This window comes from Salinispora mooreana (assembly GCF_000379065.1).
Lineage (GTDB): Bacteria > Actinomycetota > Actinomycetes > Mycobacteriales > Micromonosporaceae > Micromonospora > Micromonospora mooreana.
In genome coordinates this window covers 3,342,427-3,358,295 of the sequence record NZ_KB900614.1, presented here as the reverse complement: position 1 = coordinate 3,358,295, position 15,869 = coordinate 3,342,427, and the positions used below count along the sequence as shown (strand labels likewise).

The following is a 15,869-nucleotide window of genomic DNA, read 5'->3' as shown; positions in this document are numbered from 1 at the left end:
TTCGGGAGTAAGTGCGATACCTCGTACTCCCGGTCTTCGCCTGATCTGAGAGGGGAACAGACCATGGTTCGCTGGCTACTTCGCCGCTGCCGCCGCCCCGCACCGTCGGGCGCTACCGGCCCCACCACCCCGTACGCGGCGTGCGCTAGTGCCTTCCACCCGAAGCGACCAGCCAATCTGCCGGCGTGGATGACCCAGCCCACCGTCGCCAATCCCCAGGTAGGCCGCTTCGGTTGGCTCACCCCGGCCCAGCAGTGGCGAGCCAACGGAGGTCGCTGGTGACCGCGCACCAGCCGCCCGCCCGAAGCGCCGACAGGCGAGACTGAGGGGACGTCGATGGCTGTCGTTGCTACTGCCGCAGTCGTTGGGCTCGCCGTTGGCGTGCTTCTGGGCCTGGTGACCAAGAGCCGTTCGGGCAGTTGGTGCCCCCGGTGTGGTGACCTCAAGCGCTGCCTACGTGACCACCACACGGGCGGGAGCCGGCGGTGGTGAGACAGGCACACGACCCCATGCGCCCGCTGTGGCGGTGCCGGGCCTGCGGCGCCGACTGGCCCTGCCAGCCCGCGCGGCTCGCGTTGCTGGCCGAGTATCGCGGCAGGAGGTCAGCGCTGCTGGCCCACCAGCAAAAGCTCCTGGCCGAGGCATCAGATCAGCTATCCCGGCTCAACGGCACCAGACCGGACCTCAGGGAGAGGTTTGTCGACTGGTGCTGGCGGGCGGAACCCGACCACCCCACAACCAGCGCCGTCGAGTCGGGAGACCTGGACCGGGACCTGGTGTTTCGCGGAATCGAAATGATCATCCGTAGCCACTGGGGGGGACGGACCTGCCCCCGGTGCGTGAACAAGGGTTGTCCGCATCTCGACTGGGCCGACGACTGGCTGGCCCGCCTACGAAGGCCATCGGAAGGCCGCCCAAGCGGGTAGCGGAGTCCGAAGTGGGTAACGGAACGCCGTGGCAGGTGGCGTCGGGGCAGGTGGCGTCCGGGTCGGGGGGCCCGAACTTCGGCGTTGGCTGGCGGGGACGGCCGCCGTCGCCGCGGGCGGGGCGGTGGTGCACGCGCTGCCGGTGGTCACCGCCAGCGGTGCGCTGCGGCGCCGGTGCTGGCCCCGGCTGGCGGGGGTGGGTGCGGCCACCCGGATCGCGTTGACCTTCGACGACGGTCCACGCCGCGCCTCCACCGCCCGCTTTCTGCGGGCGCTGGAGCGTGCCGACGTACGGGCGACGTTCTTTCTGCTCGGCACGCTGCTCGATCGCGATCCGGGACTCGGTCGGGACATGGCGGCGGCCGGGCATGAGCTCGCGGTGCACGGATGGGAGCACCGGAACCTGCTGTGCCGATCGCGTGCCGCGACCTACGCTGATATCGCCCGCGCTCGGGATGCCGTCGCGGCGGTCACCGGAGCCGCCCCGTTGTGGTACCGCCCGCCATACGGGGTGCTGACGACGTCGGCGCTGCTGGCGTGCCGGCGGCTGGGCCTGACCCCCCGCCTCTGGACCGCCTGGGGGCGCGACTGGGACGCCACCCGGTCTCCGGCGGCGATCTGGGAAACCATCGTGCAGGATCTCGACGGTGGCGGCACGCTGTTGCTGCACGATTCGGATCATGCGTCCAGCCCGGGTGCCTGGCGCGGCGCCTTGGCGGTCCTGCCGCGCCTCGTGAGCTGGGCCCGGGAGCGGGAGCTGACAATCGGGACGCTCGGCGCACACGAGGAGACCGAGGCCGCCGGGAGCCCATGGCGTGGCGCATACCGGCCCGGGCGCGACCGGGGCATGGCGACGTACCGGGTGGGTAACCGCAACCGGTGAAGCCACGGCCGGGCGGGAGAAGTCCGCGCGCCGGTACGTCCCCGGTTGGTGCCGGTCGCGACGACCCCGGCGGCGGCCCGGGTCGGCTGCGGATCCTGGTCGTCTCCGCCGACATCGGCGCGGGCCACGACGCCGCCGCCGCCGAACTCGCTGCCCGGCTCGCCGGCGACGGAGTCGTCGTGGAGCAGCTCAACTTCTTTACGGCCCTGCCCCGGCCGCTGCACCGGCTCGTTCGGGAGGGCTATCGCACCATGCTCCAGCGGTTTCCCTGGAGCTACGACGCGCTCTTCCGGTTCACCGACCGGTCGTCGCTGATGGTCCGGGGGTTCCGGGCCGCGCTGCGGGCGGCCGTACCGCGGATGCTGTCGCGGATATCGGCGGACACCTGCCTGGTGGTGACGACGCACCCGTTCGCCAACCAGCTACTCGGCCCGATGCGCGGGACGGGGCAGCTCACCGTGCCGGTGCTCAGCTACGTCACTGACTTCGTCGCCCACCCGATCTGGATCTCGCCGGGTGTCGACACCTACTGCGTCATTCACGACGGGACACAGCGGCAGGCGGCGGCGCGTGGGGCGGCTGATGTTCGGGTGGTCAATCCGCTGATCTCCGCCGAGTTCGCGTCCTCGGCAACGGCCTGCCAGCGTACGGCTCGGGCCCGTTTCGGTCTGCCCGAGCAGGAGCGGCTGGCGTTGATCGTCGCCGGCTCCTGGGGGGTGGGCGACGTGGCCCGTACCGCGCGGGACGTGCTCGGCGCCGGCTGCGTCACCCCCGTCGTGGCGTGTGGGCGAAACGTCCGGCTCCGCCAACGCCTGCGTACCTTCCCCGGACATGTCCTGGGCTGGGTGGAGGACATGCCCACCCTGATGCGGGCGGTTGATGTGGTGGTGGAGAACGCCGGCGGCCTCACCTGCCAGCAGTCGCTGGCCGGCGGGCTTCCCACCGTCACCTATCGGCCGATTTCTGGGCATGGTCGGGCCAACGCGCAGCTACTCGCCGAGGCTGGGCTCACCGCCTATGTCACCACCGCTGCCGAACTGGCGCCGGTGCTGACCGAGCTAACCGAGCTGACCGCGCTGACGGGCGCGGAGGTCAGCCCGGCTCTCCCCGTCGGCAGCGCTACCGACATGGCCAGTTTGATCTCGGAGGTTGTCCGGAGCGGCGACCGGTATGACTGGAAGCGGTCAGTATGAGAGTGATTTCTTCCTAGGCTGGGGTCGAGTCCGCCTTGGGAAGGATTGAGGAGTCCTGGTTATGCCGCAGTCACACGACTTGGATCATCGCCACGTGGTGCCGCCCTACCTGCGGATCGTCAACCAGCAGACGGTGCCCGGCACGAGCCAGCCGGTCGCGCTCTGGGACTTCCGGGTGGCGCAGCCGAACGTGTCTCCGGTGCCGGGCCCGGTCATGCACTCACTCGAACACTTTCTCGGCACCTACGTACGTCAGCATCACTCTACGATCATGAACGTCGCGCCGATGGGCTGCATGACCGGCCTGTACGTGTGGACGGTTGGCCCGTGGAGCTTCGACGATCTGGCTGAGGTCATCGCGGCTGGGCTGCGCTCCGTCGAGGACGCCGAGGAGGTGCCACTCGCGAACGTTGTCCAGTGTGGTTGGGCCGAGCACCACTCGCTGGCGGGGGTGCGGGACCTCGCCGCGCGGCTGCTCGCGAAGCGGGACCAGTGGGGGGATCCGGGCCCGGACGCCCATGAGGTGAGCGAGGCGGACCTGCGGGAACTCGCCGCGGGCCAGTGAGCCGACACGAAGGTGGTAACGGGGGAGGAACGTTCCGCGACAAGGCGAGAATGATTTTACTTTTGTCCCGAGCGGGCCCGGCGGTCGTGCCCGCCAGGTGGAGGGGGACGAATGATTCGCCGTCGGTTCATCGCCTGCGGGCTGCTGCCGGTCGCCACCGGACTGAGCCTGCTTGCGCCCGCCACACCGGTTTCGGCGCAGCTCAGCCAGGGGGCGGACAGCCTCTCGGCCCGAGACACGGTTGACGCCTCCTCGGCCGAGCGGCTCGAGATCCGGGCACCCCGCGAGTTCAGCGGCATCGCCTGGCTGACCACCGAAAAGAACGACGGGGTGGTGCAGGAGGTCTTCCTGGTCTGCCACGACACCCGGGACAACGATGCGGAGCGCGACCTGCCGCGCCTCTCGATCGTGCGTACGCCCGTCGATCCGAACGGCATCATCGTTGACGAGCTCGATGTCGATTTTCCCGGTCGTAGTGTGCCGAATGACCTCGAGAGCATCGCCCGGCTGCCCGGCCGGAACGCGGCCCTGTTGGCGGAGAGCAACGCCGACGGCGACGACCCCGACCCCACGATCTATCTCGCCCGGTGGGACCGGGACCTCAACGTCGAGATCGTGAGCGCGGTGCCGTGGCCCGAGACGCCCGAGCCGCTGGTGAACGTCGAGGCGACGGCCGTGGCGACGATCCGCGGAGAGGACTACTTCCTCTACGCCGAGCGGGCGGAGGGCCGGGACACCACCTTCATCAACATGACTCGCCTGAAGGTGTACGAGGACGGCGAGATCAGGTTTGGCCGGCGCTGGACCTCGGTTCCCTTCACGGCGCTCGAACCACCGGATGGACGACCCGCCTCGGGCATGGACATCGACCGGTGGGGCAACATCTTCGTCTCGTCCGCGTACGACCCGGGTGATCTGGGCCCCTTTGACAGCGCGGTGTACCGCGCGGCGACGGTCCGGGAGGGCGGACGCATCGGCGCGCAGCTGCGTCCGGTCGAGCCGCCCCAGCAGCTGGCGCGCAGCTCGGGCCTCAAGGTCGAAGGCGTGGGACTGGTCGCCGGCTCACTTCCGATCTTCATCGGGGACGACGACGAGGACTACGGTGGCCTGCTGCGTCAACTGCGGGTGACCTTCGAGTAGGCCGGTTCGCTCTCCGCCGCCGAGCCCGCGCACTCACCCGTCCTTCGGTGGTTTCGCCTGTCTGCTTATTGGGCGGCGAACTATGTGCCCGTTCTGAGAGCATCCCCGGGTGACGATTGACGATCTCGCCCGCCCGGATGAACGGACGACGCCTGGCCCGGAACGTCACCTGCCTGCCCCGCGTCGGGACGCCGAGAAGCTGGGCACCCCGTTCTGGCAGCTGTGGTCCGCGTCCGCCGCGTCGAACCTCGCCGACGGGATCGTCAAGCTCGCGCTGCCGCTGGTCGCGGTCAGCTTCACGGATTCGCCGGTGCTGGTGGCCGGGGTGGCGATGGCGTTCAGCCTGCCGTGGCTGCTGGTCGCGTTGCCGGCGGGCGCGTTGGCCGACCGGCTGGACCGCCGCCGGGTGATGACGGCCGCAAACACGGTGCGCGCGGTGTTGTTCGGGGCGATGGCGCTGGCCGCGGCCCTGGACGTGGCGTCGATCTGGCTGCTCTACGTGGTGGCGTTCGGCGCCGGCGTCGCCGAGACGCTCTACGACACCTCGGCCCAGTCGATCTTGCCGCAGCTGGTGTCGCGGGACGCGCTACCGCGCGCCAACGGACGGCTGAACGCGGTCGAGTTGACGGCCAACCAGTTCGTCGGCCCACCACTGGCGGGGTTCCTGGTCTCTACCGGCGTGGCGTTGGCGGTGGCGGGGCCGGCGGGGCTGTGGGTGGTCGCGGCCGTGGTGTTGCTTCTCATCCGTGGCCGTTTCCAGGTCGCACGGGACACGTCGACCAGTTTGCGCCGGGACATCGCGGAAGGCCTCCGGTTTCTCTGGCGACACCAGCTACTGCGCACCATGGCGGTGATGGTGGGCGTCAGCAACTTCACGATGAGCGCGGTCCTCGCGGTGCTGGTGCTCTACGCGGTCGGCCCTGGCTCGGCGATGAGGCTCACCGAGCCGGGGTACGGCCTGCTGCTCGCGACCTTGGCCGTCGGCATTGTGCTCGGCTCGTTGGTCGCGGGGGCGATTGAGCGACGGCTGGGTCGCTCCGCCACACTCGGCGTGGCAATGGTCGCCGCCGCCGTGCTTGTCGGCGCACCGGCGTTGAGCACCAACCCGTACGTGGTGGGCGCCGTCTACTTCGGGGGCGGGATTCTGGTCGCCACCTGGAACGTCATCACGATCTCGCTCCGCCAGCGGATCACCCCCAACCGGCTGCTTGGCCGGGTCAACAGCAGTTACCGGATGCTGGCCTGGGGCGGCATGCCTCTCGGTGCGCTCACCGGCGGTCTGTTGGCGGAGTGGCTTGGCCTGCGCGCGGTCTTCGCGGTCATGGGTGTGCTGGCGCTCAGCCTGGTCATCGGATTGTTCTGGGTGACCGACAGCGCGATTGACGCTGCCGAGCGGGATGCGGAGCAGCAGGTGTGAACGCCCTTGGCTCCGCGCCGGAGGTCGGGTCTGCCCGGTGCCTCGGCTGACGGTCGGGGCTGTGCTCAGCGAGCCGGGTCAACGCTGATCGGCCGTTCGAAGAACGACTCCAGGACGACGATGGTCTGGGTGCTGGTGACTCCGTCGATGGCGAAGAGGCGTCTCAGGAGGGCTTGCAGGTCCTCGGTGGTGGCGGTGCGAACCTTCACCAGCACGCTCGCCGTGCCGGCGGTGATGTGTGCCTCCTGGATTTCGGGTATAGCCGCGAGTGCGTCCCGGGTGGCCGCGTCCCCCATCCACGCGTCGGCGCCGAGCATCACGTAGGCGAGCACGCCCCGGCCGACTGCGGCCGGATCGACGTCAACGGTGGTACGCCGGATCACGCCCCGCTCGCGCAGCTTACGTACGCGTTCGTGTGCCGAACCGGCGGACAGGTCAACGGCCGCGCCGAGGGCCGCGTAGGACTGGGTCGCGTCCTGCTGCAGGCGGGTCACCAGGACGCGGTCAATATCGTCAAGCATCGAACACCCATCGGGATTGGAAAGATGAACAACTTGACCTTACCAGATTCGGAAGGCAGGCTTTGCTGTAGAACATCATCCTGCTAGGAGGTCAATATGCCTGATACAGTCCCTGCTGAGTTCCGACTGCTGGACGAGCGTTTCCGGGACCTCGACGGTGACTTCGTTCTTGAGGTCCTGCACGGCGACGCGCGGAAGTCGGAAGGCCCGGTCTACTTCACGGCCGGGCGCTACCTGGTGTGGAGCGACATCCCGAACGATCGGCTGCTGCGCTGGGACGAGACCACCGGCGCGGTCGGGGTGTTCCGCCAACCCTCGGGCTACGCCAACGGCAACACGATCGACCGGCAGGGCCGGCTGATCACCTGCGAGCAGGGAAGCCGGCGGGTGACCCGCACCGAGCACGACGGAACGATCACCGTGTTGGCAGACCGCTACACCGGCAGGCGGCTCAACAGTCCCAACGATGTCGTGGTCCGGTCCGACGGCACGATCTGGTTCACCGACCCGAGCTACGGCATCAACAGTGACTACGAGGGCAACAGGGCCGAGCCCGAGTTCGGCGGCTCGTGCTATGTGTTTCGGCTCGACCCCCGCACCGGGGACCTGCGGGTGGTCGCGGACGACTTCTTCCGCCCCAACGGGCTGGCGTTCTCGCCGGACGAACAACGGCTGTTCATCGTCGACACGCGACAGGAACCCAGCCACATCCGGGTCTTCGACGTCGCCGCCGACGACACCCTCAGCGGCGGCAAGATCTTCGCCGAGTGTGACTACGGCCGCTTCGACGGGCTGCGCGTCGATGACGCCGGCCGAGTCTGGGCCGCGGCCTGGGACGGCGTGCACTGCTTCGCTCCCGATGGCAGCCTCATCGGGAAGTTGCTCCTGCCCGAGCCCGTCGCCAATCTCACCTTCGGTGGACCGAAACGCAACCAGCTCTACATCACCGCCGGCCGGTCGGTGTACGCGCTGCGGGTCACCTTCAACGGCGCCCGCTACCCGGAATGAAGCGGCTGATGACCCTGAAGCCGGGCCCCCGGGGCGGTTCAGGCGAGGTCGGCGGCCCACTGGGCGAAGGTGCGTGCAGGCCGCCCCAGTGCCGTCGCGACATCGTCGGCCACCTGCTTCGGTGTCTCCACCATCGATGCCCAGCCGGTCAACGCCATCTCCGTGCAGGCGGGGCTCCCCATCGCCTCGGCCAGCATCGGGCGGATGGCCGGAGGGGGGACATCCTCCCAGCGCATGTCGCGCCCGATCGCGGCGCCGACCGTCCCCCCTTCGCGTCGGAGCGCGCCCTACGCGCCCTGCCCCTGGTTCTGCATGAGGCCACCGTCCATGAAGTAGGTCGACCCGGTGACGTAGTTGGCGTCGTCGCTGGCCAGGAAGACGGCGAGCTTCGCGATCTCCTCCGGCTGGGCGGCCCGCTTCCACGGGATCGACTGCACCTGCTCCTCCAGGTACTGCGGGTCGTCGATCGCGCGTTGGTTGAACGGAGTGAGCACCATGCCCGGCCCGATGTTGTTGACGTTCATGTGTATCGGGGCGACCTCCAGCGCGATGCTCTTGGCCAGCTCCAGCATGCCGCCCTTGCTGGCGTCGTAGTCGGCGCCGCCGGCCCGGGCCACCTCCTGGTGGATGGAGGTGATGTTGATGATCTTCCCGTGTCCGCCGTGGTCGCGGCGGTGCCGGACGAACCGCCGGCAGCAGAAGAACATCCCGTACAGGTTGGTGCGGATGGCGCGGTCCCAGGTCTCGGTGTCCAGATCGGCGACCGGGATGCCGGACGCGTCCACCCCGGCGTCGTTCATCAGGATGTCCAGCTCTCCGAAGGTCGCCAAGGCCTCGTCGAACATCGCCTCGACCTGGTGCTCGACGCTGATGTCGCCCTGCACCACCACGGCGCGTCGACCCGCCTTTTCGATTTCGGCCTTGGTGTGGCTCGCCCCCGCATGGTCATGCAGGTAGTGCACCACCACGTCGGCGCCCTCCCGGCCGAACTCGATCGCGGTGGCCTGCCCGATACCGGAGTCCGAGCCGGTGATCAGGGCGGTTCTACCCATCAGTCGTCCGCTCATCAACGTGCTCCTTTCCTCGACTGCCACTACCTACTGGTTCCCGCGGCCTCGGCCTGGCCGATGGTCCAGGCGGCGTTGATCAGACCGATGTGGGACAACGCCTGGGGAAAGTTGCCGATCAGGCGTCCGTCGCGTCGGTCGATCTCCTCGGCGAGCAGGCCGAGATCGTTCGCCCGCGCGGTGACGGTCTCGAAGACCTGCCGGGCCCGGTCGAGGCGCCCGGCCAGGGCCAGGGCCTGGACCAGCCAGTACGAGCAGATGATGAAGGCGCCCTCGTCCCCGGCCCGGGTCCAGCGTTGCACCAGGCCGTCCTGGACCAGGTCCCGCTCGATGGCATCGACCGTGGCCAGGATCTTGTCGTCGTCGGCGGGGAGGAACCCGAGGATGGGCATGACCAGGACTCCGGCATCCAGGTGGTCGGAGCCGAAGGCACCGGTGAACGCCCTGGTCGAGCTGTTCCACCCCTCCTCCAGGATCGCCGCCCGGACCTGCGCCATCGCCTCCGTCCACTGCGGGACCTTCGCCTCGGCATCCAGAAGCCCGGCGAGCTTGACGGCCCGGTCGAGGGCCAACCAGCACATCACCTTCGAGGTCAGGTAGTGCCGCTGACCCTCACGCCCCTCCCAGATTCCGGCATCCCGCTCCCGCCAGGTGTCCACGGCCCGGTCGGCCAGGGAACGGAGCAGGCTGGCGGCGGCGGGCGACAGCTCGGTGAGCTGGTCCCGCAGGACCCAGGCGCACTCGATGACCTCGCCGATGACGTCGAGTTGCTTCTGTAGCCAGGCGTCGTTGCCGACCCGCACCGGGCGGCTGTCCCGGTAGCCCTCAAGGTGCTCGAGGGTGTGTTCGGTGAGATCACGCTCGCCACCCGCGCCGAACATGATCGGGACATGGTCCTCGGCCTCCACCGAGCCCACCGACTCGGCCATCCAGTCGAAGAACCGGTGTGCCTCGTCCGGGCAGGCGGCGACCCAGAGCGCCTTCAGGGTGAAGGCGCCGTCGCGGAGCCAGCCGAAACGGTAGTCCCAGTTCGCCTCGCCACCGACCTCCTCCGGCAGGGAGGTGGTGGGGGCGGCGATCACGGCTCCGGTTGGCTGGTAGGTCAGCGCCTGCAGCACGAGGGCACTGCGTCGGACCTGCTCCCGGTACGGCCCTCGGTAGCCCTGGTGAATGCGGTCCCAGGACCGCCAGGCGGCGATGGTGTCCCGCAGCGCCGCCCGCCCGTCGAGGGGAATCGTCGGTGGGTGGGTGGCCCATCGGTGGTGCAGTGCGAAGACCGCGCTCTCCCCCTCGGCGAGGCTGAACTCTCCGGTCACCACGGAACCATCGATGGTCAGGTCGTGGTCGCTGGTCAGGGTGAGTCGATCGGCGCCGCCGGAGATCTCGATCCCTGTCGTGGCGTCGGAAACGGTGGGGCTGACCAGGCCGTACTCGGGCCGGGCCGCCACCTCGACCGTCACCTGCGCCGGGCCGACGATGGCATCGACCCGGCGCAGGAGGACGTGCGGCGAGCCGAGGCCGATCTGGTGACCGCGTTCCCCGACGCCGAGGCTGAGCGCATCGGTCAGCCGCAGCACCCCGTCCTGGGTGTGAAAGTCGGTCTGGACGACCATCGTGCCGTCGAGGTAGCAGCGGCTCGTCGTGTACTGCCCGTGCGGTCGGATCCACCAGTGGCCGCCAGCGGTGCCGAGTAGCCGCGCGAAGACGCTTGGCCCGTCGAACCGGGGTGGACACCACCAGTCCACCGAACCGTCCGCCGACACCAACGCCGCGCCTTGGCAGTCGCCCAGAAACGCATAGTCACTGATCTCCGCCACACCCGGCTTCTACCCGCGATGGCGCCCGTTACGCCTCAGATGGTGATCACTACTTTCCCCCGCGCGTGTCCGCCTTCGAGGTACCTCAGTGCTTGCGGTACCTCGTGCAGCGGGTAGCTCCGGTCGATAACCGGGGTGAGGTCGCCGGTCTCGGCATGGTCGCGGAGCAGGTCGAGGTGCTTGCGGCTGGGCATGGTGGTGAGAACGGCGATGCGGTGTCGGACGAAGGGTGCCAGCAGTCGCCCGCGGGTAATGAGCCAGACCGGTCCGACGAGGCTACCGCCGCGGTAGACCCCGCCGCCGGAGAGGATCAACATCCCGGCGGGGGTCAGCACTCGCCGGAGTGCGGTGAGCGAGCGGTTGCCGACCAGGTCGAACACGACATCGTGGGGCTGGAAGTCGTGGGTGAAGTCGCTCCGGGTGTAGTCAACGACATGATCGGCGCCGAGGGAGCGGACCAGGTCGGTGTTGCGGGTGCTACACACCGCGGTCACGCTCGCGCCGAGCGCCTTGGCCAGCTGCACGGCGAGGGTGCCGACGCCGCCGGAGGCGCCGTTGATCAGGACGCGGTGGCCGGGCTCGACCCGCCCGAGGTCAGCCAGCCCCATGAGTGCGGTGACGCCGGCGAGCGGCAGGCTGGCGGCCTGCCGCGGCGTCAGGTTGCTCGGCTTCGGTGCGATCAGCGTTTCGGGTACGCGGACGTACTCGGCGAAGGCGCCGTTGGCGTCGCCGAGATCGCCGAAGACCGCATCGCCGGGGCGGAACTGCTGAACGTTCTCGCCGACGGATTCCACCACGCCGGCGAAGTCGCGACCACGGATGTGGGCCCGGGGCCTTGACCGGCCCAGCGCCAACCGTGCCAGCCGGGGGTCGCCGCGCAGCACATGCCAGTCATAGGCGTTGAGGGCTGCGGCTTCGACCCGCACCAGCACCTCGTTGGCGGCGGGTGCCGGGGGGTCAACCTCCGCGAGGGTGAGGGACTCCGGCGGCCCGTAGCGGTCTTGCACGATGGCCTTCATTTTCACTCCAAGGTGTACGGCGTACGCTGATGCCTGAACAGAATAGGTGTACGCCGTACACTCGTCAAGGCGGTTATGGTTTCCAGCACCGCTGGAGACGAGGAACCGAGATGGCTGAGCAGACCGAGGTGCGCCGAACGCCGTTGAGCAGAGAGCGAGTCCTGCGGGCCGCTGTCACGCTCGCCGACGAGGCCGGGATCGACTCCCTCAGCATGCGCAACCTTGCCCAGGACCTGGGTGTCGTGCCGATGGCCCTCTACAAGCACGTGGCCAACAAGGACGAACTGGTCGCCGGCATGATCGATGTGGTCGTCGACGAGATCGACCCGCCGGTGGCCGACGGTGGCTGGAAGCATGCGGTCCGGGAGCGAATTCTCTCCGCGCGGCGGGTGCTGCAGCGTCACCCCTGGATGTCCCTCGCCATCGAGTCACAGCAGACGGCGACGCCGGGCATCCTCGCCTACCTCGACTCGATGGTCGGGACGTTCCGAGGCGGCGGCTTCTCCGTTGACCTTGCCCACCACGTGATGCACGCGATGGGCAGCCGCATCCTGGGCTTCAGTCAGGAACTCTTCGACGCCGCACGGAAAGCCGGCCGGAGCGGCGCGAGCAGTCCGGAGCCGCCGGCGGCCCTACCAGCGCAGTTCGCCGACCGATTCCCGAACCTTGCAGAGATCGCCGTGGTGGCCTCCCACGACGATGCGTCGGTGGTGGGGCGTGGCTGCGACGACCAGTTTGAGTTCGAGTTCGCCCTGGACCTGTTGCTGGAGGGCATCGAACGGCTGCATCAGCAGGGCTGGACGTCCTCTCGCTGAGGCGCCGTTAGGGACAGCGGACCGTATTGCGCCGCCAATTCGGGTAGGGCTGTCCCCAGTAAAGACTGGCTGGCACGCCGTATGTCCTGGCCCACCCTTGCGTTCCTAGGCTCGCTATGACGGGAGCGGTTCGCCGGCCATGGGCTGAGATCGTGCTGCTCTCCGACCAGGTCGTTGGGATTGGGGAGATTGCCGTGAGCGGTAGGTCGAGGAAGATTTCTGTTCGCCTCCTCGTGGCGTCGGTGGTGCTGACCCTCGCCGCCCTGGCAGCCGCCACCGGTAGCGGCGTCCCGCGGCGGGACAGCAGGGCTACCCCGGAATGGGAACGGCCGTTTCCGGTGGCGGAGAGCGTATACCCGTTCCAGTCGAAGGTTTACGAGTGGCGTGGGTTCGCATACCACTATGTGGACTTACCACCAGCGGCGGGCCATGCCCCCAAGGGCACCGTTCTGGCGGTCCACGGGAACGGCACCTGGAGCATGATCTACCGGAAGATCGTCGACCCGTTGCGCGCGGCTGGCTTTCGGGTGATCCTCACCGACCACCTCGGTTTCGGGTTCTCCGACAAGCCGAGGGTCAGCGAATTCGACTACCTGCCGAGTTCGCACACGACGGTGCTGCGGGACTTCATCGCCGACCTGGCCCTAGAGGATCTCTACCTGGTGCTGCAGGACTGGGGTGGACCCATCGGACTGGCCGCCGGAGTCGCCACCCCGGAGAAGGTGCGGGGTCTCGTGCTGATGAACACCTGGGCCTGGCAGCTCGACCACATCGACCAGGGGCGGACCGGATTCATGCACGCGGTGCACGACCGTGGGCGCCATGCGCAGCTGGAGCCAGAGTTCTACACGCAGGGCGAGCTCATCCGCCGTGGTGCGATCGGGGTCGCCGAACGCAACGCGGTGGAAGGATCGGCGGAGTACGCGGCGCTGCGGGACGCGATGTGGGGGCCCTACCTCACCCTGGAACCCCCGCATGACCTGCGCTACCCGGAGGTGACCCAGCCCGTGCACATCTCCGCCATGGCGACCATCGCGGACGGTGCCTTCCTCGACCAACTCGACCGGGAACTGGCCGCGCTGCGGTCGAAGCCGGTCTTCTTCGCCTTCGGCGACGACACGGCCTTCGGGCCGTACAAGGTCGACCTGGCGATTCTCGGCGGTGAACGGGAACTCTGCCAGCCCGGCTATCACCCGGAGACCGCGGCGGTCACCACCCGGACCAACTGCGTGGACGATGAGACCGGTGCGGCCTACTGGTATCCGCTGGAGCGGTTCCTGTCGGAGTGGCACCCCAGCGCGGTCGTCGGCCAGTGGCGGGACAGCACCCACGGCCACTGGGTGCAGGACGAGGTTCCGTCGGTGGTGGTGGAGGCGGTGAAGTCCGTCCATGCGGCCGCGACCGGACCGTGAGGGCGGGTACGCCGCGTCGCGCCGTACGATCTACGACCACCTGATCAATTTTGAACCCTCATCTGGCGACTTGGTGGCTGGGGGTGGACTCCTCCGCTAGCGTGAAGAAGTTCCACAAATGAACGATGCGGCGACAGGAGTACAACATGCCACGCCTGACTATTGTTGCCAACATTCACGCCAAGCCGGACCAGGTGGACCTGGTCAAGGCGGAGCTGAAAAAGCTCATCCCGATTACTCGTGAAGAGAAGGGGTGTATCAACTATGATCTGCACCAGGACAACAGTAATCCGGCCCACTTCGTCTTCTACGAGAATTGGGAGTCCCGCGACCTCTGGCAGGCCCACATGAGCGCCGCACACCTACAGGCGTACGCCGCGGCGACCGCCGGTAAAGTGGATGACTTCATACTCAACGAGATGACCCACATTGATTGACGGTCGTTAGGGTGTGTGGCTCGGCTGCGTCCTGCGGGGGTGGGACGTGGCGGTGGTGCCCAGTGTGTCCGGGGCCGGAGTCCGGTCGAGGTCCAGGGTGACGACTGCCTGATCAACCTCGAGCGCTCCTTCGGTGATTCGCTGGGCTTGGTGCGGACTCCTCCACTAGGCTGAGGAAGTTCCACAATGAACGACCAGGTGACCAGGAGTTCCGCATGTCGCACTTGACCATTGTTGCCAACGTTCATGCCAAGCCGGGCCAGGTGGACCTGGTCAAAGCCGAGTTGAAAAAGCTTCTCCCGTTAACTCGAGCGGAGGAGGGGTGCATAAACTTCGACCTGCACCAGGACAATAACGACCCGGCTCATTTCTTCCTTTACGAGAACTGGGAGACCCGCGAGATCTGGGAGGCTCACAAGCACGTCCCGCACCTGCAGGAGTACATGGCTGCGACCGCCGGCAAGATTGACGAATACAATTTTACGGACATGACGCAGATTGAGTGAGTCATCGTTGGTCGGGGTTGGCTCTGGTCTCGCCGTGCAGGGGTGTGGGGAGCGAGTTCACCCCGCTTACGTCCAGTGGATCCAGAGTGGCAGCAGCAGTAGCGCCGCGACCGAGCTCTTCACCACCAGTGCGGCCGACATCTCTACATCAACGCCGTAGCGCTGCGCGACGATGAACAGGCTCTGTGGTGCCGGCATCGCCGCGATGAGGACGAGATAGGTCAGCCAGGGGCCGTGAATACCGAAGACGTGCGCGGCGGCCAGCCAGACCGCGAACGGGAACAGCAGGCACTTGACGGCGATCAGCCAGATCTCCTCGCCACTGGTGTGACGGAAGCTGATCCCGCTGCCGCCCAGGTGCAGGCCCAGGGCGAAGAGCGCGATCGGCGCCGCCGCGGCACCGACGAAATCGAATCCGTCGAGTAGGGGCTCCGGCATCCGGAAGGCCAGCAGGTTGAGCAGGAGGCCGGCGTTGCACGCCAGGACGATCGGAGTGGTGAGGGAACCCCACACCGCCCGGCCTGCTTGGCTGCGCCAGCTTCGGAGTTGCGGCGGTGCTGGTGGCCCGCCGGTCGGCTGCGTCGGTCGTGGCCCACCGGCCCTAACCGAGGCCGGTACGGCCTGGCCAGCCGGTATGCCCGTAACCGGCGCTCCATGGAGCTCCATGATGGCCAGGACGACCAGGGAGAGGACGCACACCTGGAACAGCAGGATCGGAAAGACCGGCGCTGCGTCGCCAAAGAGCATGATGAACACGGGTACCGCGAAATACGCGGTGTTGACCTGGACCGCCGCCATGATCCGCAACGCGAGTTGCCGGGGCTCGCGGGTGGTGGTCAGCCGGGCCAGCACCCCGACCACGGCCATGGCGATCCCCGCCGTGACGGCGTAGCCGGCGAGAGCGCGCCAGGCGAACAGGGCACCCAGGTCGCTGCGGTAGATGGCGGCGAACAGGTAGCACGGCACGGCGAAGAGGAAGGCGAAGTCCGCGAACGCCTTCGAGCTCGCCGCGCTGACGACGCTCCGCTGGGCGAACAACACACCGGCGCCGAGAGCCAACGCCACCGGCACGAGCTTTTCGAAGACGGCGAGGACTTCCAACGGTCCGGGCCTCCAGCAGATCTGGTTGGCCGGCCCGATCCG

Annotated in this window: 16 protein-coding genes and 1 pseudogene; 11 read left to right on the top strand and 6 right to left on the bottom strand. The window is 68.3% G+C overall.

Annotated features, from left to right (window positions below; translation table 11 throughout):
- Nucleotides 1-509 precede the first annotated feature (509 nt).
- From SALPAC6_RS30300 to SALPAC6_RS0115935, 6 genes are all read left to right on the top strand, one after another.
- Nucleotides 510-926, top strand: a complete 417-nt coding sequence (locus SALPAC6_RS30300; protein ID WP_018254391.1) for a hypothetical protein — start codon at nt 510-512, stop codon at nt 924-926.
- A 28-nt stretch (nt 927-954) separates the two neighbouring features.
- Entirely contained in the window at nt 955-1,809 is an 855-nt protein-coding gene (locus tag SALPAC6_RS0115955) for a polysaccharide deacetylase family protein (protein WP_018254390.1), read from the top strand.
- On the top strand, nt 1,806-3,002 hold the full coding sequence (locus SALPAC6_RS0115950) for a UDP-N-acetylglucosamine--LPS N-acetylglucosamine transferase (RefSeq protein WP_018254389.1): 1,197 nt from the start codon (nt 1,806-1,808) through the stop codon (nt 3,000-3,002). Before SALPAC6_RS0115955 ends, SALPAC6_RS0115950 begins: the two co-directional genes overlap by 4 nt.
- 61 nt (nt 3,003-3,063) lie before the next feature.
- On the top strand, nt 3,064-3,567 hold the full coding sequence (locus tag SALPAC6_RS0115945) for an S-ribosylhomocysteine lyase (RefSeq protein WP_018254388.1): 504 nt from the start codon (nt 3,064-3,066) through the stop codon (nt 3,565-3,567).
- A 111-nt stretch (nt 3,568-3,678) separates the two neighbouring features.
- Nucleotides 3,679-4,707: a hypothetical protein gene (locus SALPAC6_RS0115940; protein WP_018254387.1), complete on the top strand. Its 1,029-nt coding sequence runs from the start codon at nt 3,679-3,681 to the stop codon at nt 4,705-4,707.
- A 109-nt stretch (nt 4,708-4,816) separates the two neighbouring features.
- Nucleotides 4,817-6,124 (top strand): MFS transporter, encoded by a 1,308-nt coding sequence (locus tag SALPAC6_RS0115935; RefSeq protein WP_018254386.1) that lies wholly within the window; start codon nt 4,817-4,819, stop codon nt 6,122-6,124.
- A 65-nt stretch (nt 6,125-6,189) separates the two neighbouring features.
- On the opposite strand, the gene SALPAC6_RS0115930 is transcribed toward SALPAC6_RS0115935, so the two are convergent.
- Nucleotides 6,190-6,645 carry an Lrp/AsnC family transcriptional regulator gene (locus SALPAC6_RS0115930; RefSeq protein WP_018254385.1) on the bottom strand — a complete coding sequence of 152 codons (456 nt, stop codon included), beginning with the start codon at nt 6,643-6,645 and terminating at the stop codon, nt 6,190-6,192.
- 96 nt (nt 6,646-6,741) lie between these two features.
- Here SALPAC6_RS0115930 and SALPAC6_RS0115925 point away from each other — a divergent pair, with 96 nt between their 5' ends.
- Complete coding sequence (locus SALPAC6_RS0115925; protein WP_018254384.1) at nt 6,742-7,653, top strand: SMP-30/gluconolactonase/LRE family protein; 912 nt, start codon at nt 6,742-6,744, stop codon at nt 7,651-7,653.
- Between the two features lie 38 nt (nt 7,654-7,691).
- On the opposite strand, the pseudogene SALPAC6_RS27900 reads toward SALPAC6_RS0115925, so the two are convergent.
- The 4 genes and pseudogenes from SALPAC6_RS27900 to SALPAC6_RS0115905 all read right to left on the bottom strand — a co-directional run.
- A pseudogene (locus tag SALPAC6_RS27900) lies at nt 7,692-7,913 on the bottom strand (NmrA family transcriptional regulator); the annotation flags it as partial.
- Between the two features lie 27 nt (nt 7,914-7,940).
- On the bottom strand, nt 7,941-8,720 hold the full coding sequence (locus tag SALPAC6_RS0115915) for a glucose 1-dehydrogenase (RefSeq protein ID WP_026189729.1): 780 nt from the start codon (nt 8,718-8,720) through the stop codon (nt 7,941-7,943).
- A gap of 26 nt (nt 8,721-8,746) precedes the next feature.
- On the bottom strand, nt 8,747-10,537 hold the full coding sequence (locus tag SALPAC6_RS0115910) for a glycoside hydrolase family 15 protein (protein ID WP_018254381.1): 1,791 nt from the start codon (nt 10,535-10,537) through the stop codon (nt 8,747-8,749).
- A gap of 35 nt (nt 10,538-10,572) precedes the next feature.
- Nucleotides 10,573-11,556 (bottom strand): NAD(P)-dependent alcohol dehydrogenase, encoded by a 984-nt coding sequence (locus tag SALPAC6_RS0115905; protein ID WP_018254380.1) that lies wholly within the window; start codon nt 11,554-11,556, stop codon nt 10,573-10,575.
- A gap of 110 nt (nt 11,557-11,666) precedes the next feature.
- Here SALPAC6_RS0115905 and SALPAC6_RS0115900 point away from each other — a divergent pair, with 110 nt between their 5' ends.
- The 4 genes from SALPAC6_RS0115900 to SALPAC6_RS0115885 all read left to right on the top strand — a co-directional run bounded on the left by SALPAC6_RS0115900 (nt 11,667) and on the right by SALPAC6_RS0115885 (nt 14,726).
- Nucleotides 11,667-12,371 (top strand): TetR/AcrR family transcriptional regulator, encoded by a 705-nt coding sequence (locus tag SALPAC6_RS0115900; RefSeq protein ID WP_018254379.1) that lies wholly within the window; start codon nt 11,667-11,669, stop codon nt 12,369-12,371.
- Nucleotides 12,372-12,604: 233 nt separating this feature from the next.
- Nucleotides 12,605-13,783, top strand: a complete 1,179-nt coding sequence (locus SALPAC6_RS0115895; RefSeq protein WP_018254378.1) for an alpha/beta fold hydrolase — start codon at nt 12,605-12,607, stop codon at nt 13,781-13,783.
- 146 nt (nt 13,784-13,929) lie between these two features.
- Complete coding sequence (locus tag SALPAC6_RS0115890; protein WP_018254377.1) at nt 13,930-14,220, top strand: putative quinol monooxygenase; 291 nt, start codon at nt 13,930-13,932, stop codon at nt 14,218-14,220.
- A 215-nt stretch (nt 14,221-14,435) separates the two neighbouring features.
- On the top strand, nt 14,436-14,726 hold the full coding sequence (locus SALPAC6_RS0115885; protein WP_018254376.1) for a putative quinol monooxygenase: 291 nt from the start codon (nt 14,436-14,438) through the stop codon (nt 14,724-14,726).
- A gap of 66 nt (nt 14,727-14,792) precedes the next feature.
- Here the strand turns inward: SALPAC6_RS0115885 and SALPAC6_RS0115880 are convergent, their stop codons facing one another.
- On the bottom strand, nt 14,793-15,827 hold the full coding sequence (locus SALPAC6_RS0115880; RefSeq protein ID WP_018254375.1) for an AEC family transporter: 1,035 nt from the start codon (nt 15,825-15,827) through the stop codon (nt 14,793-14,795).
- Between the last annotated feature and the right edge of the window lie 42 nt (nt 15,828-15,869).